Below are 25,630 nucleotides of genomic sequence, written 5' to 3' on the forward strand. Positions count from 1 at the left end.
TTTCGTGTCTGGCTCCAGCGCCTAGCTCACCGGTCAGAACGGCTCCTCCAATAAAGTCAAAACCGGACTTTTCCGCCAGGTTCTTATCTGCCTTTCGGAGCTTCCGCTTTTTTTAAGAAAGAAATTCATTCGGATTCAATCCGAGTTCATTGCAGATATCAGCTACCACTCTTTGTTCATTGTGGTCGAAATGGCCGTCAGCAAAGCCGATTGCAATGCAGTAGCGTGCAACAAGTCTTGCAATTTCAGGCTTTGATCTGACTTTGCCAAGTGCTTTAAATGCTTCAGCACGGCCGATCATAGGATCCCTTTCAATTCGCTGTACATATAGATTGAACTGCTGAATGACTTTATTTGTATCAAAAACGCGCAATTCCTCACTCTGATTCACAAATTCCATCATTTTTTGGCGTTCTGCAGGATCTAATCTGCCATCTGCCATTCCTACTAGTGCGCATGCGGAAACAACAGCTTCAAGCACGTCCTGGCTCTTGTACTTCTGGAACAATTCCATTGCTTTTCTTTTTTGCTGGTTGGCCCAGTCTGCATAATCCGTCTGATTGGGAGACCAGGAATTTCCGCAGCTGTTGCATGTGAACTTCAGCTTGTTTTTTCCGATAAATCCTCCCAATAAACCGACAGGACCCAGAATTAAACCGCCGACAGCCGCTTTTCCAAGACCAAATCCTTTTTCACCAGTCCGGACATTTGTTGAATGACAGCGGATACAGCTGATGTTTTCGCCGCTGTATGTCTGTGATCCTTGAGCGGGAGGCTGAGAATAAGCTTGGTTTGTTTGACCATATGCAGGTTGACCAAACGATGGATTTTGCTGATTATAGGACGGACTTTGCTGTCCAAATGCCTGATTCTGCTGCCCGTATTCTGGTGAAGGCTGAGAGTATGAAGGCAGAGTCTGGTTTTGCTGAAATCCTTGTGAATGAATTCCTGCCGCCGGTGCAGGCTCATCATCAACAGATACTCCGAAATTGCGGCACAAGGCTTCAAGGCCGCCCTGGAAGCCGCTTGCAATCGCATTGAATTTCCATTCGCCGTTATGTCGATAAAGCTCTGCTGCCACAATCGCTGTTTCAACTGTGAAGTCTCTGCCAAGATTAAATCGGATGAGCTCTTCATTATTAAGAGGATTAAAGATTCGCACATATGCATTTTGGACTTGTCCGAAATTTTGCTGCTTCATTTGTGCATCATGAATGGTTATCGTAAAGGCAATGCGGTGGATGGACTGAGGAACAGCCGTTAAATGAATCTGAATTTGTTCATCATCCTGATGTCCTGCGCCTGTGCGATTATCACCAGTGTATAGAATCGAGCTATTTCCGCCGTTCGGATTATTATAAAAAACGAAGTCAAGATCACTATTTACTTTGCCGGATTGTCCCAGCAAAAACGCCGAAGCATCGAGATCGTATGTAGATCCATGATGGCTCACATCCCATCCTAATCCTACAATGACATTCTGAAGACCAGGGTTGGTTTTTGTTAAATCAACTTTTTGACCTTTGCTGAGCGTAACACCCATTCAATTGTTCACTCCTTAGGTAAATTTTAGTATAAAATTATTTCAAAAATATGTAAAAATAGTAAATTCCTTTACTAGTTAAATACTAAGTCTTTTAAACTATTTTTTCAATGATTAGCTGTTATTTCTTTAATGGAAGAGGATTGGTGGCAAGTGCCTGAAACTTGATGTTAAAATACTCTATACAGAAACATTTTCAGGGAGGGGATTTAGCTTGAAAAAAAGAGTTGTTGTAACAGGTCTTGGAGCCGTCACTCCGGTTGGAGGTACAGCGGAAGAAAGCTTTGATCGCATTATAAAAGGGAAAAGCGGAATAGGACCCTTATCTCATATTGATTCTAGTATTTATAACGTGAAAGTTGCTGCCGAAGTAAAAGGTTTTAAACCCGAAGAGTATATGGATATGAAAGAAGCACGAAGAATGGGCAGGTTTACACAGCTGGCTGTAGCTGCAAGCAAAATGGCTGTGAAAGATGCAGAGCTTACAATTGATGAAAATAATGCAGAGAGAGTCGGAGTCTGGATTGGTTCAGGCATCGGCGGTTTAGGAGAGTTTGAAGAGCAGCACATTAAATTTCTGGACAAAGGTGTAAGACGGGTAAGCCCCTTTATTATTCCAATGCTGATTCCTGACCTTGCAGCAGGGAGAGTTTCTATTGAGCTTGGTGCAAAGGGAATCAATTCTTGTACAGTAACGGCTTGTGCGAGCGGGGCAAATTCAATTGGCGATGCCTTTAAAGTGATACAGCGGGGAGATGCTGATGTCATGATTACCGGCGGAACAGAAGCAGCCATTACTCCAATGACAGTTGCCGGATTTTCAAATATGACAGCCCTGTCTACAAATCCTGATCCTCAAACAGCCTCCAGGCCTTTTGATAAAAACAGAAATGGATTTGTCATCGGAGAGGGGGCAGGCATTTTAATACTTGAAGAGCTTAAGCATGCATTGGCCAGGGGGGCGGAGATCTATGGAGAAATTGCCGGGTATGGGGCAACAGGTGATGCTTTCCATATCACAACACCTGCACCAGAAGGCGAAGGCGGCCAGCGTTCGATGATAATGGCGCTGCAGGATGCAGAATTAAAGCCTGAAGATGTGGATTATATTAATGCTCATGGCACAAGCACTCATTATAACGATCTTTACGAAACACAGGCTATCAAAGCAGTCTTCGGCAGTCATGCCTATAAGCTCCCGATTTCCTCAACAAAGTCCATGACAGGTCACCTGCTGGGTGCAGCCGGTGCAATCGAAGCTATTTTTTCTGTAATGGCTATTAGAGATAAGGTGATTCCGCCTACAATCAATTATGAGACAGCCGATCCTGAACTTGATTTGGATTACGTTCCGAATGAAGCAAGAAATCAGGAGCTGAACGCTGTTTTAAGCAATTCACTTGGATTTGGCGGTCACAATGCGACGCTGGTTTTTAAAAAATATAATTAGAAGAAAGCCGGCTGATGAGCCGGCTTTCAATATGCAGTTTATCAATTGATTTTCGGATTTTATCAATAGATTTCAGCCATATCCCTCTCTATTTTCCCTTTTTATCTTCCATTTTTAGAAATTTATCCACACTAAAGCAAACTCTTGTGAATCCAAATTGCAGCCTGACAGCCGTCTCCCATGGCAATTGTAACTTGTTCGGAATGAACTCCGACATCTCCTGCAGCCCAGACATGCTTGACACTCGTCTCTTTAGTTCTTGGATTCACCACCACATGCTTGTTCTCCAGTCTTTCAGCTCCGAGCATTCCTGCCAATTCAGAATGAACAGTATTCCCCCCAAACGCAGCAAATGCACGGTCACCATATATCCTTCTTCCATCAGAGAGCTGAACACCTGTAAACGTGGAAGTTCCATTTACTAAAACAGAATCAATAGCTTCATCCACGCAGCCAATCCCTTTTTCACGCAATTTCATTTTTATATCCTCAGGCAAATACTCTTTTTCATGATTGATATAGGTAAGATCTTTTGTCCAATAAGTAAGAGTGAGAGCCATATTTGCCCCAGAAGTCCCTGATCCGAGCACCAATGTTTTTTTCCCCTGAACCTCATAGCCGTCACAATCAGGGCAGACATAAATACTTATCCCAAGACAAGGGTACAAATTAGGCAAGTGAGGCAGGCGATCAGTTAAGCCGGTTGCAATTAAAATTCTCATCGCCTCATACCTCTCACCATTTTCTGTCTTCACATGAAAGATAGAATCAGCTTTACTGACACTTGTTGCATACCCATTTAAAAAATGAACACCTGACCGTTCTGCCTGACCTTTACCAAGTTCCCGAAGCGTTTTTCCGCTTACGCCCTCAGGCCATCCTAAAATATTATGGTAGCTCCTGCATAGAGAAGAACGGCCTGAACCTGAATCAATCACCAGAACCCTGCGATTATAGCGTCCAAGCTGTATAGCAGCCTGAAGACCTGCAATACCTGCGCCGATTATAATGCATTCGTATGTATTTTTCATTGAATAACACGCCTTTGTTAAAAAGATAGTGTTAGGATGTGTTAATTTTGGAATGTAATACTTCAGATTCATTAGCAATGAGAACAAATTCTTTCATTTCCCAGAAAAAAGAAACATTTACCAAAAACGGATGACTATTCAATCAACTTTTCCGGAAATAGTTTTAATGGGTATAAAAACTTACAAACAACCACAGCTGATTAAGCGCTTACATATTGAATTCTTGAATCATATGTCACCAATGCCGATTTCATACGAAAGAACGCTTTTTTACAAAAACCACCACTTGTATCCGGATTCCAACTAAACTAAAATGGGACTTTAGAAAAAAGGGAGGGGAAAATGAATGTCTGCTCAGACAACGGGTGCAGCTAGTAAAAAAAGCAGAAATTACATTTTTGAAATTCATTTTTTAAGGGCATTTGCCTGCATCGCAGTAGTAGGAGTACATGTAACTGCGACACATTATTATGCTAATGAACAAACGTGGCATTGGTTTACGTATTTTATTAATCAGTTAGGCAGGTTTGGTACAACGACATTCGCCGTCATCAGCGGTTTTCTCCTTTTTTACCAGGTAAAGAGGAAGGGCTTCGAAATGGGAAGCTTTCTTAAATCACGCTTTTCTAAAATCCTGATTCCTTTTCTGATCTGGAGCTTGGTTTACCGTTTTCTTACCTACTATTATGACAAACAGGCCGTCGGAGATCTTGGCACAGAATTAAAGAAGATTCTGATGGGAGAATCTTTTTATCATCTCTATTTTGTTGCCATTGTTGTTCAGTTTTATTTTATTTTCCCTTTTATACAAAAGCTGTTTCGGAAAAAGACGCTAATGATTGTATTTGCATTTATTGCTCTTATAATCAGCTATAAATTATTTGGATTTAACCCGGGTATTGAAGGGGCTTTTGGAAAGTTTTTAACAAGTAAAACATTTATGCCGATCTGGGTGTTTTATTTTGCATTTGGGGGTGTACTAGCCTACTTTTGGGATGAAATTGTCAGCTTTGCAACTAAACGTCCTTGGCAAATGCTTGCTCTTGCTCTGACTGTTTCTGCTGGAGCAGTCGTTGAATACAAGGTGACTGGACAAGTATCCAATCGGAGGCTGACAAATTTAATCAACCTTCCGTTACTATGCATTGCTACAATAGGCATTTATCCGCTGCTGTCGAGGTGGAGTGTGATTAATAAGCCCCTGAAGCTAATTGGACAATATTCAATGGGTATTTATCTCATTCATCCGATGATCCTTTATTTATTTGCGAATCATATGCCGGAACATTATTGGACAGTAGCAAATGTACCTCTGATGTTTTTAGCGGTCATGCTGATTGCAGTCATGTTTATCCGAGTTCTGCAGTTTATACCGCTTAGCGGTTTTATCATACCTGTACCGAAAATAAAAAAAACAAAGCGTACTTCTCAACCAGAATCTGTTGAGAAAAGAGTACAGCAGTCTGCATAATCTTGTCTTGAAAAGTCCAGTGAATAGCTGGACTTTTTTCAATTATACATTTCATTTTCCCTCTGATTTGACAGGAAATAAAAGCGTGAAGCATGTTCCTTTATTTACCGCGCTGGTTACCTCAATTTGCCCTCCATGATTTTGAACAATTTTATAGCTTACCATCAGTCCGAGGCCATTTCCATTGGACTTTGTTGTGTAAAAGGGGATGCCGAGTTTTTGGATTTCTTCATCTGACAGTCCAATTCCTGAATCTTGAATGGAAACCTTGATTTGTTTTGAATTTTTTTCAATGGAAACATAAATGTTTCCGCCTGCTGACATGGATTCAATTGCATTTTTCAGCAAATTTAAAAAGACTTGTTTTAATTGATTGCTTTCCCCGAAAATGGAAACTTCATCAGACGGAACCGATAAGGAAATGACAACATTCTTCAAAAGCGCTTCAGGCTCTAAAAGCTTTATCACACTATTAACGATTTCAGGCAGGCTGCACTTGCTGAAATAAGTCGCATGAGGTTTTGCAAAAACCATAAATTCACTGACAATAAAATTGATCCGTTCAATTTCAGCTAAAATGGTATCCGCATATTTCATTCCGTCATATGACTCGTCCAATAATTGGACAAAGCCTTTTATTGCGGTCATCGGATTACGGATTTCATGGGCGATGCCGGCAGCGAGCTCTCCTACCATTGATAATTTTTCAGCTTTGCGAAGCATATCCTCCGTTCTTTTCGTATCTGTAATATCGTATTGAATGGAAATATGCTGATAGGTTTTTCCATGGTCATCTAAAAAGGGAACGATTGTCGTATCAACCCAATATTCAGAACCATCTTTTGCTCTGTTAAGAATTTCACCTTTCCATACATGACCATGCTTTATCGTCGTCAGGATTTCATCAAAAAATGACGTTGGATGAAAGGATGAGTTTAAGATGTGATGATTTTGACCGATAAGTTCTTCCTTATCGTATTTTGAGATTGTGCAAAATTTATCGTTAACATATGTAATCACATCATTTTTATCTGTAATGGCAAAAATAGTGGCTTCATTCAGTGCTTTTTTGAGATCAGCTAGCTCCTTCAATGTAATCTGCAGATCTTTATTCGATTCATCTAGTTCAAATTTTGCCAATAGAAGATTTTCATGATAGTGGGTCAAAATAGAGGCGGACATCATCTGCAGGAGAGGATCAAGTTTCTTTAGAACCTCAAAAATCGCAGAAATGGGAAAGTCTGCTGATTGTCTTTCAAGAAAATCAATTAGAACTTTCCGGACAACAGAGACGCTTTTTATGGATGCATCTGCTGTGGAGGGGGTGCTAATTAATCTTCCTGCAAATAATTTAGCGTAGGACCTGAATATATGCTCAAGCTCTTCTTGTTCACTGTGCAAAAAGTCCCCGATGATTTGATAAAAAGTCACAAGTATCGATTCATATTCTCTTAGGCTTGGAGAGAGCTTAATGGTTCTAGCCGCAAGGTCTCCGCCAGAAGCTTTGATTTTTTCGCTAAGGGTTTCCATTTCTCATCCCTCACAACTTTTGATACCTATTAAATTAGACATATAGTCGGAGATATCCTTTGATTTAATGAAAAAAGCCCAATAGAAGGCTTTTTTATTTCCTTATTTTATGTTCTTTTTACCAGCCGGTCGACAAGCTGATCAAGACGCTGCAATTGGAACGCATATTCATAAATAGCTGAAGCAACAACAGTCAAACGCTGATTTTTAAGCTTTTCAGAATCGGACTCCATCATTTGAATAAGGAATATCCTGCTTTCGCGGATCAAGTTGTCATCTTCAAACTGATCATTAACCTTAACTTTCCCCTCATACTTAAAGAGAAGATATTCATGCCACTTTATTAATTGTTCAATCTGGGAATCAAATAATTGATCGTCAATCATCGTGCTGCGGCTTTGAAAGTAATGTTCTTCAATGACTTTTAAGACATCTGCAGCCTGCTGAATAGTTTTCAGCATTTGTTTATAAACGACCAGCTCCCTGACATTCACCGGATTTACTTTTGCCATCTTTTCCCGTTCTTCGTCAAAGATTTCGTATAAATCCTCCAGTTTTTGAAGTTCGCTTCTAAATTCCTTTTGTTTTTCCTGAAAGTATTTCTCCGTTAATTCATCTGAGATGGCTGTCCTCATTAACAGGGACATGGTTTCAAAAACAGATTGAACTTTTGCGTAGTAATTTTCTTTATACTTAGGCGGAAGAATCAGCAGATTAACAAGAAAAGCAGAGGCAATGCCTATCAATATAATCAAGAATCGATTCCAGACAAATAAGAAGTCTTCATTGCCGGGAGCGCTCATAATCGCCAAGACTGTTACTAGAGTCAGCGAAATGGTCGCTTCCATTTTGAGCTTTAAGCTGATTAAAATGACAGAAATCACAACAACCCCGATCACAATCGGATTGCTGCCGAAAAAGAAAATGGCAAACAGAGCAAGCAAGGCTCCAAGTGTATTCGCCTGTACTTGATCAAGCACTTGTTTCCATGTCCGGTAAATGGAGGGCTGAATCGTAAAAATAGCAGAGACTCCTGCAAATACTGAAGGCTCAAGCTGAAAGATAGAGCAGATAAATAAAGCAAGTGTAACTGATAATCCAGTCTTTAAAACTCTGGGTCCTAGTATCAAAGGGGGAGACACTCCGTTTCTTATATCTTGTGTTCCACTTAGTTTATCAGATTTTCAAATCTAAGAAAAAAATGAATTTGTTGAGTGCTGCTCCAACCGCTAATCAAGCTTTTAGTTGTGCTGATTTAGGATGTAATTGGCAGGACGCGCACAAATTCCCCTGAGCGTGCACATATATAAGGTGAACGCGCAGAAACTGGCCATGAGAGGCATAAATGGTTTTGATCAAAAATGAGGATGGAATATAAGACATATTCCCCGCTCAAACAAAAAAAAGAGTGACCTTTTCAGAAAAAACAGGATTCGCAAGTGAAAAAATAGGCAAGTGAGCGAGAATTAGAAAAGGTTAAACTGCGGACTTAGAATTAGAGAAATCTGAAGGAGCAAAATATAAAATAGCGGCCGAAATAAGCCGGAAATTAATCCTTGTAAACACATAGGAATTATGTATAATAAAATTACATTAAAAATTTATAATAATCAGACTGATTGGATAACCAAAGGTCCTTAACAATTTGTTAAGGGCCTTTTTCGTTTCCGAAGGGGAGGAATTTTTTTGAGGAAATTAATTATTTTTGCTTTCATCGGTTTTCTGGCACAGCTTATTGATGGTTCTTTAGGAATGGCCTATGGTGTTACATCCACAACAATGCTGCTTACGTTTGGAATAGCACCGGCAGTTGCCTCTGCTTCCGTTCATTTAGCAGAGGTTGTTACAACGGCGGCTTCAGGTGCATCACATATAAAATTTGGGAATGTTGATAAACAGGCAGTATATAAACTAATTATCCCAGGTTCTATTGGGGCCTTTGCAGGAGCAGCCTTTTTGAGCAATTTGCCTGGTGATTTAGCAAAACCCTTTATAGCCATCTTTCTTTTAGTATTGGGTCTTTATGTCCTGCTGCGTTTCTTATTTCATTTTGAAGCACGTGAGCAAAGTGAATCCCTCCCACTAACCCGGAAAAAATCGATCCCCCTTGGGTTAATTGCCGGTTTTGCAGATGCAACAGGCGGCGGGGGATGGGGACCAATTGCAACTCCTGTCCTTTTATCGCAAAAAGGGTCATCTGCACGAAAGGTTGTCGGAACGGTCGACACAAGCGAATTTGCAATCGCTGTTTCTGCTACCCTAGGATTTTTCATTGCACTTGGCTGGGAGCAAGTAAACTGGTACTGGGTTTTTACGCTTATGATCGGAGGAATAGTAGCAGCTCCGATTGCAGCATGGCTTGTTAAAAAACTGCCGGCATATCTGCTGGGTGTTCTGGTCGGGGGATTTATTGTTCTGACAAATTCAAGAACTCTTCTAACTACATGGGCTGTTGACGCTTCCATTGTGCCGTTTATTTACGGTTTCATATTGATTGGATGGGCAATGGCGGTTGGATATGCGGTCAGGAGGAACCGGATAAAGGCTGAGGAAGCAATCAGTATATGAAGTGTTTGATAGAATAAAATTGAAAAAAAGGAGGGCTTATGTTCCTCCTTTTTCAAGTTCTCGTTTATAAAGATTGTGAAACTGCTTTCCCTTTTAGCAAGGTTCTTTCTTTTGTAAACTTTGGCAATCGATCACCGTGCGCTTCTATCAACTCAGCAGTCATATCCCAGATTTCATTCAGTGACAAAACAGATGAGGTATGAGGATCAAGCATAACCGCTTGATAAACGTAATCTATATTTCCTGTAAGAACAGCTTCAACAACTAACTGCTGGACATTAATATTTGTCATATTCATCGCAGCTAAATGAGGAGGTAAATCTCCAATATGAATGGGCTGGATTCCGCGCTTATTGACTAAGCAGGGTACTTCAACACATGCGTTTTCCGGTAAATTAGTTGTGTTCAGAACATTCCCCCAGATCTCCCTGTTGACTCCCGTTTCGATGGAATGAATAATAGGTGCACCATACCATATTCGTGGCTTTTTTTAACCTCAAAAGATTCATTTCGGTTAATGATCTGCTTCATCTCATCAAAGTGTTTGAGGTTTTCTTTACTTCTTCTAATGTATTAAATCAATTGGAATATCAAAGTCTTTTATTAAACTGTCGCGTTTAATAAAAGGGGTTTTTTCATCCGGGGAAATTCACTCATAATCATAAAAACTTCTTTTGCCATCAAGCAAGGATTCAGCGAGCTTTAAAGCTTTTTCAGTTTCATTTTGTTTTAAGTAGTAATGGAATAATTTTTTCTCGTAATGATCAACAATGATATTATAGCCGCTTTCGCGAAAATGGTTTAGGGCAGTTGACTCTATGTATTGATAATAACGGATTTCCTGCTTTTGAAATAAATAGAGCAGCAGCTGAAAATCAACAAACCTTCTATCATTTCTCTTTTTGCATAGCTGCAATCCTTCTTTAGCAAGTGAGATCAGCTCTGTCTCAGGCAATAGCTTTCCTTTGTGGCAGGCTGTAAGGTAACTTTCGAGTGTAGTTAAATAATGCGGGTTTTCAGTGGTTATGAGTCTCATAGCCGTTTGATAAATATCAGATGCTTCTTTATACAATTTGCGCCTGGAGTGTTCAAACGCTAGGTTATGATAGAGCTTTGCTTTCCGGTCCTGTGCCAAACAGGCATCACACAGTTTCAGGAGAGAGTCATACTTTCGCTTCGTATCTTCAAAGTCATGAAGCTCCTTTGCGTTAAGCTGGGCGATCATAATGGTTTCAGTATCGATGATTCTTAAGATGTTTAACGTTCTGCGAAAATAATGAAGGGCTTTTTCCGCGTAATAATAGGATGTTATATTTGAATGAATGGAGTGATAGGCAATCGCAAGGTGATAATAGAATTCATGATGATTATATTGTGTTTGGTCAATGCTTTTAAGAATCTGTATACAATCATTGAATTGCGAGCTCAGAAAATAATAGATTCCAAGGACGTGCTTCAGAAGATTCTGTTCATATGCGGGAAGAGAGTGCTCCTGCTTGCTTAGCGTGAAAATGAGCTGTTTCGCTTTTTCCAGCTGATTCGTAAAAAGATAATATTTAGAAAGCAATAAGCGGTATAGAATTAAATAATCCGGCAAGTCCTTTAGCGTTTCCTGTTCGCTTTCTTTTTTAAGAATTTCCACTTCCTGTGTTCTCTGCATGATCATCGCTTCGTGCCATTCCGTCAGTTTTTCATTGAGTTTGTTATAGCGGATCACTTCTGTTTCCAAATCAATTTTTAATCTTTTTGATAGTAAAAAAGTGATCTCTCCCGAATACTCCGTAATGCCCCGTTCAATTTTACTTAAATGGGTGACAGAGCAAATGCCCTGCACGAGTTCACCTTGTGTGAAGCCTTCTTTTTCGCGATAAAATTTAATCAGTTTCCCCTCTAACATCTGTTTCACCCCGGCTGCTTGAACTTTTCTACTATTATAGAAAAGTTTTGAGAGTGAATCTAGCAGGAATAAAAGAGATGATAAAAAAACGCCTTCCTGCTTGAGGAAAGACGTCTAAGAAATAAACTGTACAAATGAAGCAATAAGCAAAGCCCCTGATAGTCCAAAGAATAGGTCTTGTTTTGTCATATCCAATTTCTTTAATAGATTCATCATCATTTCCCCTTTATTTTTTTATATAAATAAGACGATTCCCCTTTTTAATTTGTTTCAAAAATATCAAAAAGAACAGCAAAATCTGCTGTTCTTTTTGTCTTCAAATGTTAGTTGCTTTTAGGTGCAAGACCAATCTTCTTTAAAAATTCAACTAGACCATTTTTGCCGATTTTTTCTTTCAGTTTGGCTTTTTCTGATGCTAAAGAACCGATTGCGAGGAAATTCTTTTCAATGAAACGTATGTCTGTTTCTCCTACAACTCCGTCTTGATCAATATCAAGGTTTGGATTGCTTGGATTTGTTTTTCCATAATGATTAACTGCAAGCTGGATGTCACGTATATCGACGATTTCATCCCGATTTACGTCTCCTGCAAGATTTGTATTTGGATTAATCCCTTGATTTATGCCATATAGCTTTCCATCAACCTGCTTGCTCAGCATGACTTTAGTAGCTACTTTTGTATGGCCGTCTGCTTCAACATAAACAGTATGATAATCTTTGGAAACAGGAATTCCCGGAATTTTAAACTGGCCTCTTTCATTTATTATGCCCGGATATGTGCTGCCGTCAGCTGCTTTTGCGTAAACCCTGAAGCCCATTTTACTATAATCATGTTTATTCCCTAAATAGCCTCCCGAAGTCAAAAAGGCTTCTGGGGAAATATAACCCGTAACTTGTGAGTGCTTGGAGATGAAAGTAAATCTTTCTAAGCTGTAAGCAGGCAAAATAGTCGGCTCCGTTTGTCCAGCTTTGATGTATGAAAGCTTAGTCACGTTGAAAAGTGCTAATGAACTGTAGAACGTATCATCGATTACCTTAAAAGTTACATCCAGGAATGGAAGATCACCGTCGAATCCTTTGAAGCCTTCTTTAGATAAGGAAGCTCCAACTTTTACGGATTCTGCGCTCACTTCTGCTTCATGAAGGCCTACCTTAACTCCTTTTTGCTTAGCAAGGGCCTCGAAGGCTCTATTTACTTTCACACTTTGGAATTTAAAAATATCAGAGTACGTATTGTCAATTTCAAATTCACCGGACATAAATCGTTTCACATTATTCAGGTCAAGAGTCATCGTAATTTCGCTGCCGATTTTCACGCTTTGTTTGTTATAGCGGTTTGTGGCGTGCACTGTGCCTTCTTTCATAAATACATAGTTAGGTGAAGCTAAAACATTGGCTGCAGTCGCAATGTCCCAAGGGAAAATGCGAAGCTGATAAGGCTTTGTTTCGTATTCTTCCGGTAGGACGCCGAATTTCGTATCGCCATTATCCTCAAGCTTGAGGAAGCCCCTAATAAACGGTCCGTTGTTTTCATAATAAGCAGCTGTATTTGATTTTTGTGTATAATCATAGCCTTTTGATGCGAGCAGATCTACAGTTGAATCTGTTACACTGCCGTGAACCCACAGACCGCGGTAACCATCTTCCTCTGTCAGCATGCTGTCGTCAATTTCCACAACACCTGGCTCTACATCAAGATCTACTTCAGGCGGAGTATTATCAACAACAGCGACGTTGGCAACGCTGTATGTTTTTCCATCTTCATCATGACCGATCATTTCTAAAGAGTATTCACCAGCAGGGACTCTTACAGGTGCCTCTGAAATAGGCTGGTCTTTATTTCCTGTAAATGGAAAAACGATTCCTCTAAAAGCAAGCCTTATGAAATATTCACGGTCCGGAACAGCGTTTGTTCCGTCAAAGCTTCCGGTTATGCCTATTGGCTCACCCGTTTTTGTGTCTTTTAAAACAAGATCAAACTGCTTTAATGGACTTTTCAGCTTAAAGATCATTGGTGAACCAGGTGATGCATATTGATGGAACTGCGTATCGTTTGTGACGGATGGCTGCAATAGTTCCGTATACTCTATTCCTTTGTCAGTGACGCGAATCGCAAAAGGAATTTGAAATTTCTCTTCAGGATTTTGTTCATTCACTAAATGAATATATCCTTCGTAACGGCCGATTTCCGCGTTTTCCGGTACCGTAATTTTAGCTTGAATATCTTTAGTTTTTCCGGCGCCAACCTTAAGGGTTTCTGGGACAGCTACCTGAATTTTATTTTCAAGAGCATCCTGAACACCTTTTCTTGCTTGATGGTATTCCACATCTGCACGGTAAGTCTGAGCTTTGCGGGTTTTGTTTTCAATTTGGAGAGTTCTGCTGTCTTTCACTGCAGCTCCTTCTTTTGTATAGCGGGAACCATAACCGATCGATCCTGTAACTTCAGGAATGTCCACATATTCAAAATTCTCAATATTTTCTGTCGTATCCAGCACCTTAAACGAAACTTTGGAATGCACGGCATTGTAGGCATCAACGCGACCGGCACCGACTTCAAAAACGGAATAATTTTGTTTAAGGTCATCAGCTGTATTCATAATGGCAGTTTTCACTTCAAAAGGATCAAGATCAGGGTTCTGCTGCAGAACTAGAGCTGCTACACCCGTAATATGCGGAGCGGCCATAGAAGTTCCTTGCATACGCGTGTATGCTGCTGTGTAGTCATTTCCGTCTTCTGGATGATTCATATACTCAGGATACGTAGAGAAAATAGACACCCCTGGAGCAACAATATCAGGCTTGATATCGTAATTACCGTTCACAGGTCCTCTTGAGCTGAAGTCTGCAAGAGAATCACCTTCTGTTTTTACTTCTTTTAACTCATTAAAGGTAATGGAGGCTTCTGTTAATCCCTTGATTTTTTCACCGTCTGCTTTTGACAGCTGGAAGGTTGGAATGTACTTTGTATTTTCACCAATGTAGGTTGGAATTTCACCATCTGCATTGTTGTAAATAATGACAGCCGCTGCCCCGGCATTCTTAGCATTTTGAACTTTAGCATCAAATGTCAGCAAGCCCCGCTCAATAAGAGCGACTTTTCCATTGAAATCTTTTCCATCAAAATCTGCTGGGTTTCCAAGTCCTGCATAAATGAATGGCAGTGTTTGACCTTCAAATTCTTTTAATTGATCCGCAAAATTTTTGCCTAATAGCTTCATAGATTCAAAGCGGATGTCATTCACAGCAGCCGAAAATGACGGGATGGAGATGGCAGCGTCAGATGCACCGACTGAAATGCCAAAAGCACTGGTTCCCGGTGAACCAACCGTTTTTTCATTTGGTCCCGCGTTTCCGGCAGATACGACAGAGACGACACCGGAGAGCATGGCATTATTAATGGCTACAGATGTTGGATAGAGCGGGTCATTGATTGAGGCACCTAATGAAAGATTGATAACATCCATTTCATCGCTGACTGCTTTGTCAATACCGGCCAAAACACCTGCTGTGCTGCCTGATCCATATGGTCCTAAAACGCGGTAAGCATAAAGGTCGACCTCAGGGGCAATTCCTTTGACCGCATAATCCACATTGTTTTTCTGTTGAGCTGCAACGGTTCCTGAGACGTGTGTACCATGAGAAGTATAATAGGATGAGCCTGTAGATGGATTTATCTCAGGATTATTCGTTTCTTTCCAATCTTTATAAGTTGTCTCCATTGGGTCTGCATCGTTGGTTACAAAATCCCAGCCTTTAACAGAAGCAGGATCCACGGCTGCCGGATCTTGTCCGGCCTGTGCTTTATATCCCTTGTAAGCACCGGCTAAGTCAGGATGTGTGTAGTCAATGCCAGTATCAAGAACTCCAACTTTAATTCCTGCACCTTTGATGTTCTCATCATGAAGCTTATCCACGCCAATTTGCGGAATACTGTCCGCCATTTTAGGCGAGATGCCTTTTGCTTCAGGCGGAAGCTCAAGCTGAACCTCTGCGTTGCTCCAGATTCGTTTAACCGAGCCTGAATGAAGCAGTTCCTCTACCGCGATGCCTGGCAGAGTCATTGAAACACCGTTGAAGGCATTTTTATACTCTTGTTTAATTTCTACTTTAGCCGTTTCGAAAAGATCGCTTTTCTTTTTTGATTTGAAGGAGTTTACATAGGCTTTAAAGTCTTTATGAGATGCCTCTACTTTTTCTTTTGCGGAAGATAAGGAGATTTTTTTTCCTTTTAAGGCTTCTTTTTGAAGATCTACTTTAGCAGGTGCCTGGTTAAATTCTACGATGACTTGTACGAGTTCCGGACTTGAAGTGTTTATCTTTGGATCAATTGTAAAGCCTGGGCCAACATCCACCTGCTCAAGAGCTCTTCTTTGTTCTTCAGATAGATTGCTTAACACTTTTTCAACATTGCTGATCTTAGCTGTTTTGATGGGATTTTCTGCGAGTATGTTGTACGGAATTGAGGCGGTGAGTAATAAACCCATTGCCAGTGTGCCTGTTATCAGCTTCTTGCCTTTATTATTCTTCATATAGTTCCCCCTTAATTTTTTAGTTGTGGGAAAAATTAAACTATTTCAAAATTAATAGTATAGGCAGAAGCGTTTCTTTGTAAATTGGGGTAATTTAAGAGGGGGAAAGCCTCAAAATCAGTAGTTCTTTTAGCATAAGAGATTAAGAAGAAACCAGACATCTACGCTGATCTATTGTGTTAATAGAGGGAAAAGTCATCATTAGAACTGATTCAATAAAATAAGCATATAGGTCTTTCTGGGTGTGAAATTACCCCAATAATCATTAAATTTAAGATGTTTCTATCGGAAAATAGTAAATGTATGAAGTACCTATTTTTAAAACAATTTCTTTCTTATAATTGAATTTCTAAACTGGGCTAATATAATGAAACATTATAGTAAAAAGGTGATTAATTAACTAGATTGCAAGGGATTTTTGAAGGAAAACAAGGAATAAAGTGGAAATTTTCAGTTTATTAGTAAGGTTATTGTTATAGCGCTGTTACAATTGTAATAGATTTATTATCTCTCTGTTTTTTATTAGCCTCCTTTTTGTGATAACATGGGAAACATTCGTAATTGCTGAAGGAGGAAGAAAAATATGAAAAAAACTATCTTTTCATTAGCGGCTGTAGCCGCTCTAACAACTACAGCAGGAATTAGCGCGCAAGCAGAAGAGGTCGTAGTAGATAAAGGAGACACTCTGTGGAGCCTATCACAGGAGCACAAAGTTTCAGTAGATGATATTAAAAACTGGAACAATTTAACATCAGACATAATTATTGCAGACAATACATTAAAGATATCAGATGAAGAAGTATACACAGTTGTTGCAGGCGATACGCTTTGGAGCATCGCAGAGAAATTTGACGCTAGTGTAGAGCATATTTCTGAGAAAAACGAGTTATCAGGAGATGTCATCCACCCTGGTCAAGAGCTTGTGATCTTCAGTGATGCTGACAATGCAAGTCCAGCTCCCGCTCCAGAAGCTAAGCCAGAACCGAAGGATCAAAACCCTTCTGTAAATGATGCTTCTGCAAGTGCAGTGGCAGAAAACGACGTCAGTGAAGAAGGCGTAGCAAAAGAATTAACCGTAACAGCTACAGCATACACTGCAAGCTGTGAAGGCTGCTCAGGAACAACTGCTACAGGCGTTGATTTAAAAGCGAACCCTGATAAAAAAGTAATCGCGGTAGACCCGAGCGTCATTCCGCTTGGATCTAAGGTATATGTTGAAGGCTACGGCTATGCAACAGCAGAAGATACTGGCGGTGCAATTAATGGGAACCGCATTGATGTTTTCATCCCGACACAAGATGCTGCAGTAGCATTCGGTAAGAGAGAAGTTAATGTGAAGGTATTAAATTAATAGATTAACAGATTGATAAGATGCGGCAGACCTTCCGAAAAATGGAAATCTGCCGTATTTTTTATTGGTTAATTTCTGAATAATTAAAATAATGATTGAATATGAAGGGAAAGATTTAATATAATAAAATAAATGAAGTTTTTCCTTCACGTAAATGAAAAGGAGCAGACATGAAACCAAAATCAATCTCTCAAATTATTAAGGAAAATTATTCTTCTTTATCGCAAGGTCAGAAAAAAGCTGCTGAATTCCTTACTCTGCACAAGGAAGAAGGGGTATTGCTCACTGCTTTTCAATTAGGGAAAAGAGCAGGCGTAAGTGAGACGACCGTTATTCGTCTGGCCTATGCTCTAGGTTTTAAAGGTTATTCAGACATGCAGGAGGCACTGCGCAGGAATTGGCTGGAAAAGAAACAGGGTGCAGGCCTTGAAGGATTGCCTGCAGAATTGAAACAACCAAATGAAATGAGCATTTTCAGTTCGGTCATCGAGAAAGAAACATCTGTATTGCAGCAATTATTAATGCAGGTCGATGAGAACGAGATTTGGAAGACGGTTGATCACTTTATACAGTCTGACCGCATTTATATAGGCGGATTTGGAAGTTCCTACGGAGCTGCCTATTGGCTGCATTATACCCTCAAGCAATATAGGGATAATGTAGCAATTTCAAGTTCATCAGGCTTTTCACTTGAAGATATTCTTGATCTGAATCAAAATTCTGCGGTGATTATTTTCTCGTTTCCAAGATACCGGAGAGAATCCATAGAACTTGCAAAATGCTCACAAGCTCAAGGGGCAAAAGTGATAGCCCTTACAAACAGACAGTTTTCTCCTGTTGGACAGCTTGCTGAAATTACGTTAACAACGGAGGAAAAGCTGGACTCGGGGGATCATTCGATTGCTTCTGTTGTCAGTTTACTGGAAGTCATCATGGAAGGTGTTAAGCATCGGGATCGGGACAGAATCAGCCTTCGTCAGCAAAAATTGGAAAAGCTTTATACGGATCAGGAATTATTTTTAGAGTAAAACCAAACATAGGGGGTATTTGAATGAATGGAGTGCCGAAATTAAATGAAAAAGCAGAGTTCAAAACGTTTCCTGCAGGGGACATATTAACATTCTTAATTCCTTCATTAATTGGAATCTTCTTGTTTGTCATACCGATTATGACGGAAGATGGAATGACCATTCCGGTTGCTTTTTTAGCCGGTCAAATTAACTCGTATATAGGTAATCTCATTCCTGCCATTACAGTATTGATTATGGTTCTTTCCATGGCTGGATCACTTGCAGCAGCAGCTATAAAGCCGAAGTTTATAACAAAAAGCACTTACTTTAATACATTATTAAACGTTAGTCCATTTTGGCTGATGGCCCGGGTTCTAGGAACTGTATTTGCTGTAATTACCTTCTACAAGATAGGACCTGAAATGATTTTTTCAGAGAATACAGGAGGACTATTAATTTATGAGCTAATTCCGATTCTTTTTTCAACGTTTTTATTGGCAGGACTGCTTTTGCCTCTTCTATTAAACTTTGGATTACTCGAGTTTTTTGGAGCGCTGTTTCTAAAAATAATGAGACCTGTGTTCACACTTCCCGGCCGTTCTTCACTTGACTGCCTGGCTTCATGGGTAGGGGATGCAACGATTGGAGTTCTTTTAACAACGAAGCAATATGAGGATGGATATTATACAAAGCGCGAAGCTGTGGTTATCGCGACAACGTTCTCTGTTGTTTCCATCACGTTTACAATCGTGGTCATTAATTACTTGAAATTAGAACAGTATTTTCTTCCTTACTACGGGACGATTGTTGTTGCCGGACTTGCTGCTGCTCTGATCATGCCGCGTATTCCGCCGCTTTCAAGAAAAGCGAATACTGGCTATGAAAAAACAGTGCTAAAGGAAGAAACTGAAATTCTTCAAAACATCTCCCCGGCAAAGTGGGGCTTTCAGCAAGCAGTTATGAAAGCAAAAAAGAATGATGGACCACGTTCTGTATTAAAAGAGGGAGTCCAAAATGTGGCGGATATGTGGTTTGGGGTCTTGCCGATTGTGATGGCTATTGGGACGATCGCGCTTGTCATTGCAGAGTTTACTCCATTTTTTATGTATTTGGGAAAACCGTTTGAACCGATTCTCACTTTAATGCAGGTACCAGAAGCGGATAAAGCAGCGCAAACTATGGTAGTGGGATTTGCAGATATGTTTTTGCCTGCTGTAATCGGCAGCGGGATCGAAAGCGAAATGACCCGATTTATTATTGCTTGTGTATCTGTTACGCAGCTTATTTATATGTCTGAAGTGGGTGGTTTGCTGCTCGGTTCAAAGCTGCCGGTCACTATTTTTGATTTGATCCTGATTTTCTTAATCCGAACATTGATTACTCTCCCAATTGTTGTGATATTCGCGCATATGATTTTTTAATAGGAGGCAAAGACAGGAATGCACATTGCAGACGAACACAAGAAAGAAATACTAAAAACGTATCAGGAGCTGCACCTGCTTGCAGAGCCAAGCTGGGAGGAGGAAAAAACCTCACAATATATAAAAGAAAAACTAGTAAATGCAGGCTTTATTATTCAAACCTATGAAGGGCATTTCGGTTTTATCGCAGAGCTTGAGGGGGAGCAGTCAGATGTTATTGCCCTCCGCGCGGATATGGATGCACTGGTTCAGGAAGTGGACGGGGTGGTCGTGCCCAACCACTCCTGCGGCCACGATGCTCATAGCACAATGGTCCTGTTTACCGCACTCACTCTCTCAAAACAGAAGATGAAGCATACGGTCCGTTTTATCTTCCAGCCGGCGGAAGAAAAGGCAGCGGGCGCCCTTAAGATGATGGAGGAAAACGTCCTTCAGAAAGTGAAGTTTCTTGGCGGCATCCATTTGCGTCCAGTGATGGAAATTCCGTTTGGAAAGGCCGCGCCTGTTATTCTGCATGGTTCAACGGCAAGCATTAAAGGAGTAATAAAAGGGGTGCCCGCTCACGCTGCCAGACCAGAACTGGGCAATAATCCGCTTGAGACCGCCGCTCTGTTAATCGGGGCGATACGCCAAATTCAATTGAATGCAGCTGATCATTATTCAATAAAAATAACGGAACTGCATGGGGGAGAAGCCTCCAATTTGATTCCTGAGAACGCTCGCTTTACGCTTGATTTGAGGGCAGAATCGAATGACACGATGGAGATGCTTCTGGAAAAAGCGAAGCATACGATTACAAAAATCGAAGAGTTAACCGAGACGGAAATTACTTCAAAGGTAGAGGAATACTCACCCGCAGCGGTAAAGAATCTTCCTGCGATTGAGATAGCAAGAAAAGCGATTGTCTCAATCCTTGGCGAAGAGAATACCGAAGAGGCCTGTGTTTCTCCCGGGGCAGAGGACTTTCATTTTTATACGGCGGAAAATCCGGCGATTGCCGCTACAATGATAGGTCTCGGCTGTGGCCTAAAACCTGGTTTGCATCACCCAAAGATGCAATTTAATCAAGAGGCTTTAGTTTATGGCACTAAGATTTTAACACAAATGCTGCTGGATGCAGATCAGCAGCGATGGTAAACAAGGAGGATAGAATCTTGAAAAAAGAAGTGCAGGATTCAATGATTATCCGCAATCTTCAAACGGTAAAAGAGCTGGAAGAAGTCAGGCGCCTTGAGGCAATAATCTGGAGTATAGAGGATTCTGTTCCTGTTAATCAAAGTGTGGCTGTTGTGAAAAATGGCGGCTTTATTCTTGGCGCCTTTTATAAAAATGTGCTCATTGGCTTTCAATACAGTTTTCCGGGATATGACGGGAATAAAGTGTATCTCGTTTCCCACAGCTTAGGCATCCATCCGGATTACCGCAAATTTGGAATCGGAGAAAAACTGAAAATCGCACAAAAAGACACAGCACTTGAGATGGGATATGACCGGATCACCTGGACATACGATCCGCTGGAAACCGTCAATGGAAATCTTAACATACATAAGCTAGGTGCAATTGCAAAGGAATATATCCCTAATGTTTACGGCGAAATGGCGGACAATTTAAACGCTGGTATACCGACAGACCGTTTTTTAGTCGAATGGCATTTGAATGAGCAAAACAAAGTAAATGTGAAACAAGCAAACATTCCATATGCTCTTTATACAAATGAAATAGACAATTTTCCTTTTCCGGAAAAAACAGACCTGTCCCTGCAAAGTCCGCATATTTTCGTTCCCGTGCCTGGACAGTTTCAGGAAATCAAAAGGGCTGATTTTCAGCTTGCTAAAGAATGGAGAGATAAAACTGGCGAAGTGTTCTCCCATTATTTAAGTCAGGGGTGGGTGGTATCCGATTTAGTGAAAGATAATCGTCACATTGGCCAGTATCTATACCTCTTAGAGAATGGGGGACAAGGAAATGGAAATTAAAAGCATTATCCTAAGGCAAATCAAGATGGATCTGCTGCATCCTTTTACCACAAGTGTCGGAACAGAAGAAGATAAAGACATTATTTTAGTTGAAGTGAAATCGAAATCAGGATTATCAGGCTGGGGAGAATCTGTTTCCATTACGCAGCCAATCTATAATGAAGAAACGGTCAAAACGAATTGGCATATGATGAGCGATCACTTGATTCCGCTTCTTTATCAAGAGCCTGTCACTCATCCAGATGGGGTGTCAGAGCGATTTATAAAGATACGCGGTAACTACAATGCCAAAGCCGCGATTGAAATGGCTGTTTGGGATCTCTATGCAAAAGAGAAAAACATGACTTTGGCGAAAGCGCTCGGTGGTGCAAGAGACAAAATCGAAGTGGGTGTAAGTGTCGGCATCCAGCAATCTCAGGCGAAAATGCTAAAACAAATCGATGGTTATTTGAAGGCTGGATATAAGCGGATTAAAGTGAAAATTATGCCGGGCTGGGATGTTGATATTATTAGATTAATTCGTCAGGAATTTCCGCATATTCAGCTGATGGCCGACGCAAACTGCGCCTATACGCTGAATGATATAGAACACCTAAAAGCACTCGACGAATTCGGATTAACAATGATTGAACAGCCGCTGGCTCATAATGACATCGTTGACCATGCAAGGCTGCAGGCTCAGCTCAAAACGCCTATTTGTCTGGACGAAAGCATACATAGTGCAGAAGATGCGAGAAAAGCGATTGAGCTTGGAAGCTGCAGGATTATCAATCTTAAAATCGGACGTGTCGGCGGGCTCACAGAATCAAAAAAAATTCATGACTTATGTGAGCTGCACAACGTTCCGATGTGGTGCGGCGGAATGCTTGAAGCGGGAATCGGCAGAGCTCATAATATTGCCATAACTTCACTGAACAACTTCACTCTGCCTGGAGATACAGCCCCTTCTTCTCATTATTGGAAGCGGGATATTATTACTCCGGAAGTGGAAATGAAAGATGGATACATTTATATTCCAGAAAGTCCTGGAATCGGGTATGAACCGGACCTGGAACAAATCGAGAATATCACGTCATACAGCCGTTTTTATCATAATTAATTTAAGAAAACTCAGGAAAAGCAAGAAGGGTTATCCTTTCTTGTTTTTTTCATCCGCAGGTGAAATGAATCAATAACCAATATTTATCACGCTCTAACAGCTTATTTCAAGTATAATGATGATTCATGAGTTAAATACTTGAAAAAACACAAGAAAAAATGAGGATGCTAAATGAGTAATAAAGGGTTTATTGATTATAAATTAAGCGCGGAAATTGTGAGAGCGCTGGATAGCTTAAATTATACGGAACCGACAGAAGTTCAGAATAAAGTCATTCCTGTCGCTTTAGAAAAGAAGGATCTTGTCGTGAAATCACAAACAGGGAGCGGGAAGACGGCATCGTTTGGCATTCCGCTCTGTGAAATGATTGAGTGGGAGGAAAATAAGCCTCAAGCTTTAATTCTGACTCCAACAAGGGAGCTCGCTGCACAGGTAAAAGAGGATATAACAAACATCGGCAGGTTCAAACGGATAAAAGCGGCGGCCATTTATGGCAAACAGCCATTTGACAGGCAGAAAATTGAGCTGAAGCAAAAGACTCATGTTGTAGTCGGAACACCCGGAAGAGTCCTTGATCATATTGAAAAAGGAACACTTGCTTTGGAAAAGCTGCAATATCTGATTATTGACGAAGCCGACGAAATGCTGAATATGGGATTCATCGACCAGGTAGAAGCGATTATTGATAAGCTTCCAACAGACAGAGTTACAATGCTCTTTTCAGCTACTTTACCAAAGGATGTAGAAAATCTCTGCCATAAATATATGAAAAAACCGGTTGAAATTGAGATAAAAGCTGCTGGGCTGACGACTGCATCAATTGAACATTCGTTGATTGTGGTGAGAGAAGAGGAGAAGTTCACTCTTCTTAAAGCTGTGACTGTCGTTGAAAACCCTGACAGCTGCATCATCTTCTGCAGAACACAAGAGCAGGTTGATGCCGTATTTAAACAATTAGACCGCGCCAATTATCCCTGTGATAAAATTCATGGCGGCCTTTATCAAGAAGATCGCTTTGCTGTCATGAATGATTTCAAAAAGGGAAAATTCCGGTATTTAGTTGCGACAGATGTCGCCGCCAGAGGAATCGATATTGATAATATTACACATGTCATTAACTATGACCTGCCGCTTGAAAAAGAAAGCTATGTACACCGAACTGGCAGAACGGGCCGGGCAGGCAAAACAGGAAAAGCGATTACTTTCATTACGCCATATGAGGAAAAATTCCTTACCGAAATTGAAGATTATATCGGCTTTGAAATTCCTAGAACACTTGCCCCAACGAGCGAAGTTATTTCTAAAGCAAAAGGTGCATTCGAAGAAAAAATAACATCCCGTCCTGAAATTAAAAAAGACAAAAGTGCCAAGCTGAATAAAGGAATTATGAAGCTCTATTTCAACGGAGGCAAGAAAAAGAAAATCCGTGCAGTCGATTTTGTCGGTACGATCGCCAAGATTCCCGGAATGACAGCAGGCGACATTGGCATCATCACCATTCAGGATAACGTTTCTTATGTAGAGATTCTTAATGGAAAAGGACCAATCGTTTTGAAAGCAATGAAAAATACAACGATTAAAGGCAAGCTTTTGAAAGTTCATGAAGCGAATAAATAAAGTAAGAAAACTCCGTTCATCCTTGGCGGAGTTTTTTGCTGTTCTAATTCATTTTCCTAGTAATAAGGTGAGATTACGGCCGAAAAATAAAGGGGGAAATGAAGTGTCCGAAAATACACAGAATAAGAATTCACGATTACTTAAGATAGGCATTGGAACAGCTGTCGTGATTTTTCTTATTGCAGCTTATTTTATCGGAAACAGTACAGCTGCAGTAAAGCTTGAAGGGCAAAAAGTAAAATATGAAAAGCTGACAGGGAAATTGGCAGATAAGGAAAATGAACTTGCAGAAAAATCTGAGGAAGTGAAAAACAGAGAGGCAGAGCTTGATCAAGTAAAGAAAGAAATCGAAAGCAAAACAGACACCTTAGAAAGCAAGAAAAAAGAGTACAGCGAAGCAATAGCCATTATATCTGAAAAAGAGAAAGTACAAGAAGAAATCAAACATTCTTCTGAGAACCTTGAAGCCGCTAAAGCGGAAGCAGCAAAACTAAAGAAGGAAATCGATGCAAAAAAACTTGAATTAGCCTCCATCGAAGGGCAGATTCTTGAAAAAAAAGATGCTCCCAAAACGTTAAGTGCAGGTCAATATATAGTAGGAAAAGATTTGCCGGCAGGAAGATATAAAGCTGTGCCAAACGGTGAAGGAAGCAATTTCTTCGTCTATGATTCAAGCGGAATGGCAGCGGTCAACACGATCCTTGGGAATGATTCATTCTCAGTGCCGGAATATGTGTTTTTCTGCGATGACGGCAATATCATTGAAACGATGGCACCGGTTAAGTTAATTCCTGTAGAATAAAAATACGCACTTTCACTTGTATGTGAAGGTGCGCTTTTTTTCTATTTATTCTTCATCTTCACGTACAGTATCATCCACAATCGCAAAAAGCTGGCGGTCAAATAAATCGTCGCTGCATAACAAATGCTCATCTGGTGTCTGTACGATCTCTTTTAATTCCCCTGCATCACCTTTTGCGTTTATGATCTCAAATATCTGATTCAGACCCTCTGAAGTTTGATCGTCTTCTTGGCTTAAAGGTTCCCTCTCTTTCAAGACACTCAGCCTCCTTTTATATGTAGCATTTGCTCAAAAAGAAGAAATTACCCATCTGGACAATTGCATTTCTCCGC

Annotated in this window: 19 protein-coding genes; 11 read left to right on the forward strand and 8 right to left on the reverse strand. The window is 40.5% G+C overall.

From position 1 onward, the window contains the following. Positions 1–112: 112 nt before the first annotated feature. A complete protein-coding gene (locus tag QFZ72_RS06530) occupies positions 113–1,543 on the reverse strand; it encodes a TerD family protein (protein WP_307430982.1) in 1,431 nt (476 codons plus the stop codon). Between the two features lie 214 nt (positions 1,544–1,757). Here QFZ72_RS06530 and fabF point away from each other — a divergent pair, with 214 nt between their 5' ends. Continuing rightward, positions 1,758–2,993, forward strand: coding sequence for a beta-ketoacyl-ACP synthase II (gene fabF, locus QFZ72_RS06535; RefSeq protein ID WP_307430987.1), 1,236 nt, complete (start codon positions 1,758–1,760; stop codon positions 2,991–2,993). Positions 2,994–3,124: 131 nt separating this feature from the next. Here fabF and QFZ72_RS06540 read toward each other — a convergent pair whose 3' ends face one another. Then, entirely contained in the window at positions 3,125–4,024 is a 900-nt protein-coding gene (locus QFZ72_RS06540; protein ID WP_307430992.1) for an NAD(P)/FAD-dependent oxidoreductase, read from the reverse strand. Between the two features lie 346 nt (positions 4,025–4,370). On the opposite strand from QFZ72_RS06540, the gene QFZ72_RS06545 reads away from it, so the two are divergent. Next, positions 4,371–5,495 carry an acyltransferase gene (locus QFZ72_RS06545; RefSeq protein ID WP_307430994.1) on the forward strand — a complete coding sequence of 375 codons (1,125 nt, stop codon included), beginning with the start codon at positions 4,371–4,373 and terminating at the stop codon, positions 5,493–5,495. A 51-nt stretch (positions 5,496–5,546) separates the two neighbouring features. Here QFZ72_RS06545 and QFZ72_RS06550 read toward each other — a convergent pair whose 3' ends face one another. Beyond that, positions 5,547–7,025: an ATP-binding protein gene (locus QFZ72_RS06550; RefSeq protein WP_307430999.1), complete on the reverse strand. Its 1,479-nt coding sequence runs from the start codon at positions 7,023–7,025 to the stop codon at positions 5,547–5,549. Positions 7,026–7,132: 107 nt separating this feature from the next. Continuing rightward, entirely contained in the window at positions 7,133–8,155 is a 1,023-nt protein-coding gene (locus QFZ72_RS06555) for an FUSC family protein (RefSeq protein WP_307431001.1), read from the reverse strand. 556 nt (positions 8,156–8,711) lie between these two features. On the opposite strand from QFZ72_RS06555, the gene QFZ72_RS06560 reads away from it, so the two are divergent. Beyond that, complete coding sequence (locus QFZ72_RS06560) at positions 8,712–9,593, forward strand: sulfite exporter TauE/SafE family protein (RefSeq protein WP_307431004.1); 882 nt, start codon at positions 8,712–8,714, stop codon at positions 9,591–9,593. Positions 9,594–9,657: 64 nt separating this feature from the next. Here the strand turns inward: QFZ72_RS06560 and QFZ72_RS06565 are convergent, their stop codons facing one another. The 3 genes from QFZ72_RS06565 to QFZ72_RS06575 all read right to left on the reverse strand — a co-directional run bounded on the left by QFZ72_RS06565 (position 9,658) and on the right by QFZ72_RS06575 (position 16,022). Then, complete coding sequence (locus QFZ72_RS06565) at positions 9,658–10,071, reverse strand: family 4 glycosyl hydrolase (protein ID WP_307439620.1); 414 nt, start codon at positions 10,069–10,071, stop codon at positions 9,658–9,660. Between the two features lie 171 nt (positions 10,072–10,242). Then, positions 10,243–11,490, reverse strand: a complete 1,248-nt coding sequence (locus QFZ72_RS06570) for a helix-turn-helix domain-containing protein (protein WP_307431007.1) — start codon at positions 11,488–11,490, stop codon at positions 10,243–10,245. 323 nt (positions 11,491–11,813) lie between these two features. Beyond that, complete coding sequence (locus tag QFZ72_RS06575) at positions 11,814–16,022, reverse strand: S8 family serine peptidase (protein ID WP_307431010.1); 4,209 nt, start codon at positions 16,020–16,022, stop codon at positions 11,814–11,816. A 583-nt stretch (positions 16,023–16,605) separates the two neighbouring features. Between QFZ72_RS06575 and QFZ72_RS06580 the strand changes: the two genes are divergently transcribed. The 8 genes from QFZ72_RS06580 (at position 16,606) to QFZ72_RS06615 (ending at position 25,298) form a co-directional block, all read left to right on the forward strand. Beyond that, the gene (locus QFZ72_RS06580) at positions 16,606–17,373 is read left to right on the forward strand and encodes a 3D domain-containing protein (RefSeq protein ID WP_307431013.1); all 768 of its coding nucleotides are present in this window, start codon (positions 16,606–16,608) and stop codon (positions 17,371–17,373) included. A 170-nt stretch (positions 17,374–17,543) separates the two neighbouring features. Beyond that, on the forward strand, positions 17,544–18,401 hold the full coding sequence (locus tag QFZ72_RS06585) for a MurR/RpiR family transcriptional regulator (protein WP_307431016.1): 858 nt from the start codon (positions 17,544–17,546) through the stop codon (positions 18,399–18,401). Between the two features lie 23 nt (positions 18,402–18,424). Continuing rightward, entirely contained in the window at positions 18,425–19,804 is a 1,380-nt protein-coding gene (locus tag QFZ72_RS06590; RefSeq protein ID WP_307431017.1) for a YjiH family protein, read from the forward strand. A gap of 18 nt (positions 19,805–19,822) precedes the next feature. Next, a complete protein-coding gene (locus QFZ72_RS06595) occupies positions 19,823–20,941 on the forward strand; it encodes an amidohydrolase (RefSeq protein WP_307431020.1) in 1,119 nt (372 codons plus the stop codon). Between the two features lie 17 nt (positions 20,942–20,958). Beyond that, a complete protein-coding gene (locus QFZ72_RS06600) occupies positions 20,959–21,780 on the forward strand; it encodes a GNAT family N-acetyltransferase (RefSeq protein ID WP_307431022.1) in 822 nt (273 codons plus the stop codon). Continuing rightward, a complete protein-coding gene (menC, locus tag QFZ72_RS06605; RefSeq protein ID WP_307431025.1) occupies positions 21,770–22,879 on the forward strand; it encodes an o-succinylbenzoate synthase in 1,110 nt (369 codons plus the stop codon). Before QFZ72_RS06600 ends, menC begins: the two co-directional genes overlap by 11 nt. Positions 22,880–23,050: 171 nt before the next feature. After that, positions 23,051–24,496: a DEAD/DEAH box helicase gene (locus tag QFZ72_RS06610; protein ID WP_307431028.1), complete on the forward strand. Its 1,446-nt coding sequence runs from the start codon at positions 23,051–23,053 to the stop codon at positions 24,494–24,496. A gap of 103 nt (positions 24,497–24,599) precedes the next feature. Further along, complete coding sequence (locus QFZ72_RS06615; protein ID WP_307431032.1) at positions 24,600–25,298, forward strand: coiled-coil domain-containing protein; 699 nt, start codon at positions 24,600–24,602, stop codon at positions 25,296–25,298. Between the two features lie 45 nt (positions 25,299–25,343). Here QFZ72_RS06615 and QFZ72_RS06620 read toward each other — a convergent pair whose 3' ends face one another. Beyond that, complete coding sequence (locus QFZ72_RS06620; RefSeq protein ID WP_307440046.1) at positions 25,344–25,553, reverse strand: hypothetical protein; 210 nt, start codon at positions 25,551–25,553, stop codon at positions 25,344–25,346. Positions 25,554–25,630: the final 77 nt, after the last annotated feature.

Source organism: Bacillus sp. V2I10 (assembly GCF_030817055.1).
Classification (GTDB): domain Bacteria; phylum Bacillota; class Bacilli; order Bacillales; family Bacillaceae; genus Bacillus_P.

Bases quoted from the DNA above. Each gene is read 5' to 3' on its own strand.
- QFZ72_RS06590 (WP_307431017.1), top strand. From the start codon at position 18,425: ATGAATGGAGTGCCGAAATTAAATGAAAAAGCAGAGTTCAAAACGTTT.
- QFZ72_RS06580 (WP_307431013.1), top strand. From the start codon at position 16,606: ATGAAAAAAACTATCTTTTCATTAGCGGCTGTAGCCGCTCTAACAACT.
- QFZ72_RS06585 (WP_307431016.1), top strand. From the start codon at position 17,544: ATGAAACCAAAATCAATCTCTCAAATTATTAAGGAAAATTATTCTTCT.
- QFZ72_RS06540 (WP_307430992.1), bottom strand. From the start codon at position 4,024: ATGAAAAATACATACGAATGCATTATAATCGGCGCAGGTATTGCAGGT.
- QFZ72_RS06545 (WP_307430994.1), top strand. From the start codon at position 4,371: ATGTCTGCTCAGACAACGGGTGCAGCTAGTAAAAAAAGCAGAAATTAC.
- QFZ72_RS06570 (WP_307431007.1), bottom strand. From the start codon at position 11,490: ATGTTAGAGGGGAAACTGATTAAATTTTATCGCGAAAAAGAAGGCTTC.
- QFZ72_RS06550 (WP_307430999.1), bottom strand. From the start codon at position 7,025: ATGGAAACCCTTAGCGAAAAAATCAAAGCTTCTGGCGGAGACCTTGCG.
- QFZ72_RS06595 (WP_307431020.1), top strand. From the start codon at position 19,823: ATGCACATTGCAGACGAACACAAGAAAGAAATACTAAAAACGTATCAG.
- QFZ72_RS06575 (WP_307431010.1), bottom strand. From the start codon at position 16,022: ATGAAGAATAATAAAGGCAAGAAGCTGATAACAGGCACACTGGCAATG.
- QFZ72_RS06610 (WP_307431028.1), top strand. From the start codon at position 23,051: ATGAGTAATAAAGGGTTTATTGATTATAAATTAAGCGCGGAAATTGTG.
- QFZ72_RS06530 (WP_307430982.1), bottom strand. From the start codon at position 1,543: ATGGGTGTTACGCTCAGCAAAGGTCAAAAAGTTGATTTAACAAAAACC.
- menC (WP_307431025.1), top strand. From the start codon at position 21,770: ATGGAAATTAAAAGCATTATCCTAAGGCAAATCAAGATGGATCTGCTG.